The 3,004-nt window shown below is 67.8% G+C and carries 1 protein-coding gene and 3 pseudogenes (2 of these 4 running past the window's edge); 2 read left to right on the top strand and 2 right to left on the bottom strand.

Annotated elements, in window-relative coordinates:
* Together ACFE99_RS05615 and nei2 are read left to right on the top strand one after the other, a co-directional pair.
* Positions 1 to 1,078: pseudogene (locus tag ACFE99_RS05615) on the top strand (ATP-dependent helicase) (it extends 3,619 nt beyond the left edge of the window).
* 3 nt (positions 1,079 to 1,081) lie between these two features.
* Positions 1,082 to 1,837, top strand: coding sequence for an endonuclease VIII Nei2 (nei2, locus tag ACFE99_RS05610; RefSeq protein WP_375483212.1), 756 nt, complete (start codon positions 1,082 to 1,084; stop codon positions 1,835 to 1,837).
* Between the two features lie 246 nt (positions 1,838 to 2,083).
* Here nei2 and ACFE99_RS05605 read toward each other — a convergent pair.
* Positions 2,084 to 2,518, bottom strand: a pseudogene (locus ACFE99_RS05605) (MBL fold metallo-hydrolase); the annotation flags it as partial.
* A gap of 73 nt (positions 2,519 to 2,591) precedes the next feature.
* A pseudogene (locus ACFE99_RS05600) lies at positions 2,592 to 3,004 on the bottom strand (SMP-30/gluconolactonase/LRE family protein); it runs 574 nt beyond the window's last position.

Raw genomic sequence — 3,004 nt, 5'->3', positions numbered from 1 at the left:
GTTCAAGGAGGCGGCCGAGGCCTACGAGGTCCTGTCGGACGCCGACCGGCGCGCCACCTATGACCGATACGGCCGCGAGGGATTGCGCAGCGGCGGCTATGCCCCGAACTTCGACGCCGGGTCGATCTCGGACATCTTCGAGGCGTTCTTCGGCGGCGGCGGCGCGTTCTTCTTCCGCCAGCTCGCCAACGGCGTCGCCGAAAGCGAACTCAAAGCGGCGTTGTGGGAACTGATTTGGGCCGGCTGGGTCACCGGCGACACGTTTGCGCCGGTGCGCGCGATGCTGGCCGGCGGCCCGGGCACCCGCAGACGCGCCACACCGGCACACCGACACCGGCGGCCACCGCGGCTGAGCCGCTACAGCGTCGCACACGCCCAGACCCGCGCCACCGATCCAACTGTGGCCGGTCGGTGGTCGGCTTTGCCGGCTCCGGAGCCAGACTCCACGCTGCGTGCCCACCACCAAGCCGAACTTTTGCTGAACCGCCACGGCGTGCTCACCAAAGGCGCGGCGGCGGCCGAAGGAGTGCCGGGCGGATTCGCCACCCTGTATAAGGTGCTGACCGCGTTCGAGGACGCCGGCCGCTGTCAGCGCGGCTACTTCGTAGAGTCGTTGGGCGGCGCGCAGTTTGCGGTCGCATCGACGGTCGACCGCTTGCGCAGCTACCTCGACAGTGTCGACCCTGAGCGGCCGCAATACCGGGCGGTGGTCCTGGCCGCGGCCGACCCTGCCAACCCCTACGGTGCGGTGCTGCCCTGGCCGACCCGGGCATCCGACGACGAGGGCGCCGCGCGTCCTGGCCGCAAGGCCGGGGCACTGGTCGCGCTGGTGGACGGCGAGTTGGCGTGGTTTTTGGAGCGCGGCGGGCGTTCGCTGTTGAGTTTCACCGACGATCCCGACGCCAACCATGCGGCCGCGGGCGCGCTGGCCGATTTGGTCGGCGCCCGGCGCGTCGATTCCATCCTGGTCGAGCGGGTCAACGGTGTGCCGGTGCTGCAGCTGCGAGAGTCGCCGATCCACGCCGCGCTTACCGCAGCCGGCTTCGCGAGCACACCGCGCGGATTGAGGCTGCGCTAGCCAATGCCGGAGGGCGACACAGTTTTTCACACCGCCGCCATACTGCGACAGGCGCTGGCCGGTCGTACCCTGACTCGCTGTGACATCCGGGTACCGCGTTTCGCCACCGTCGACCTGTGCGGGCAGGTGGTCGACGACGTGCTCAGTCGTGGCAAGCACCTGTTCATCCGCGTCGGGCCGGCCAGCATCCACTCGCATATGAAGATGGACGGCAGCTGGCGGGTGACCACCGGCCGGGCGCGGACCGATCACCGCGTCCGAATCATTTTGGAAGTCGGCGACATCCGGGTCGTAGGAAGCGACCTCGGGCTGCTGGAGGTGCTCGACCGCGCCCACGACGGCGACGTGGTGGCCCACCTGGGACCTGACCTGCTCGGTGATGACTGGGATCCGCAGATTGCGGCCGCCAACCTCGTCGCCGAGGCCGACCGGCCGCTGGCCGATGCACTGCTCGACCAGCGGGTGCTGGCCGGGATCGGCAACGTCTACTGCAACGAGCTGTGTTTCGTCAGCGGACATCTGCCCACCGCGCCGGTAAGCGATGTCACCGACCCGCACCGACTGGTCTCCCGAGCCCGAGACATGCTGTGGGCCAATCGCTACCGCTGGAGCCGTTGCACCACTGGCGACACCCGATCAGGTCGGCAACTGTGGGTCTACGGGCGAGCGGGGCAGAGTTGCCGCCGGTGCGGCACGCCCGTCAGCTATGACAGCAGCAATGAGCGGGTGACGTACTGGTGCCCGACCTGCCAACGCTGAACACCTAAGGCGGGTGCGACACGTTAACGATGGCGCCAACCCGCTAGCGGATGCTCCACGATCGTCCAGTTCGCTTGTGGCATGCGATGATCGCAATGTCAACGGCGTGGCTTACGAGTCCGTGGTACTCGCCGTCGGGCTTAGCGGAGGTTCAGCGAATCGCGACCCCCCACCCCCCACACACAACGGTTGGCGGTGTAGTTCACGGACTTGCCTGGGCAGGCTTGTTAGATCCCGTACGGCGCAGCCCATCACCGGTGGCAAGAGTCGATGTCCCCACACCGGCGCGTGCCGGCCGGGTAACGACGTCATCGTGACAGTAGTGTCGCCCTTGGTGATGGTGTGGGATTGCCAGGTCGACATCCCCAGCGCTGCGCCGAATCCGCGGCGATGCAGCCGCTTGGCGGCGTGCGGCGTGGTCAGGATCGGCAACCCGTGGTCGAGACGCTGCTGCGCCACCCTATCCCAGTGGTCGCCGTGCATGTGGGACAACACAATCGCGTCCAGCGGCGGCAACTCCTCGACGCTGAGGGCCGGTTCCTGGCGGCGCTTGGACACCAGCCCGTAACCGAGGTAGGCATGCTGGCCCCGGTGCAGGAAGTTCGGATCGGTCAACAGCGTCACACCCCCGGCTGCTATCAATGTGGTCGCGTTGCCGACGAACGTCACCGTGATTTCCATACCGTCGGTTACCCGCGATCGGCCGTGATGCAACCGGCGAGTCTCCCCCGTGGTGACCCGCCGTCCTCCTCGGTTAGCGGTGTGGACGAAGCCTGATGAGTTGCTCGGTCGGATTCGACGGCGCTGGAGAGACAGCGGCGATGGCCTGTTGGGCGATGCTGCCCAGATACAGCGAGCCATCGTGTTCACGAACGCCGGTCACCATGCGGTAGCCGCAACGGCGACTGCAAGCCAGCCGCGCGACCGGGGTTCCGTCGCGATTGATCGCCAGCACGCGTGCGGTCGCCGCCGGCGCATGGTTGATGCCGCTCGCCGCCCGTCCTATGAGCCTGCGAGCCGAACGGGGAGCTCGTTGGGCCAAGCGCAGTGGCCGTATCCCCGTGACCGGTATCGCTACCCAAATGCGTCCTAGCGTTCCGGTCGACAGATTGTCGGGCAGGCCCGGCAATTGGTCGACCAGCACCTCGGATTCGCCGCAGCGCGGCC

The sequence above is a fragment of the uncultured Mycobacterium sp. genome (genome assembly GCF_964249325.1).
In the GTDB taxonomy this organism is placed as follows: domain Bacteria; phylum Actinomycetota; class Actinomycetes; order Mycobacteriales; family Mycobacteriaceae; genus Mycobacterium.
Note: the sequence above shows the minus strand (reverse complement) of the source record. Positions and strands in the feature narration are given on the sequence as shown.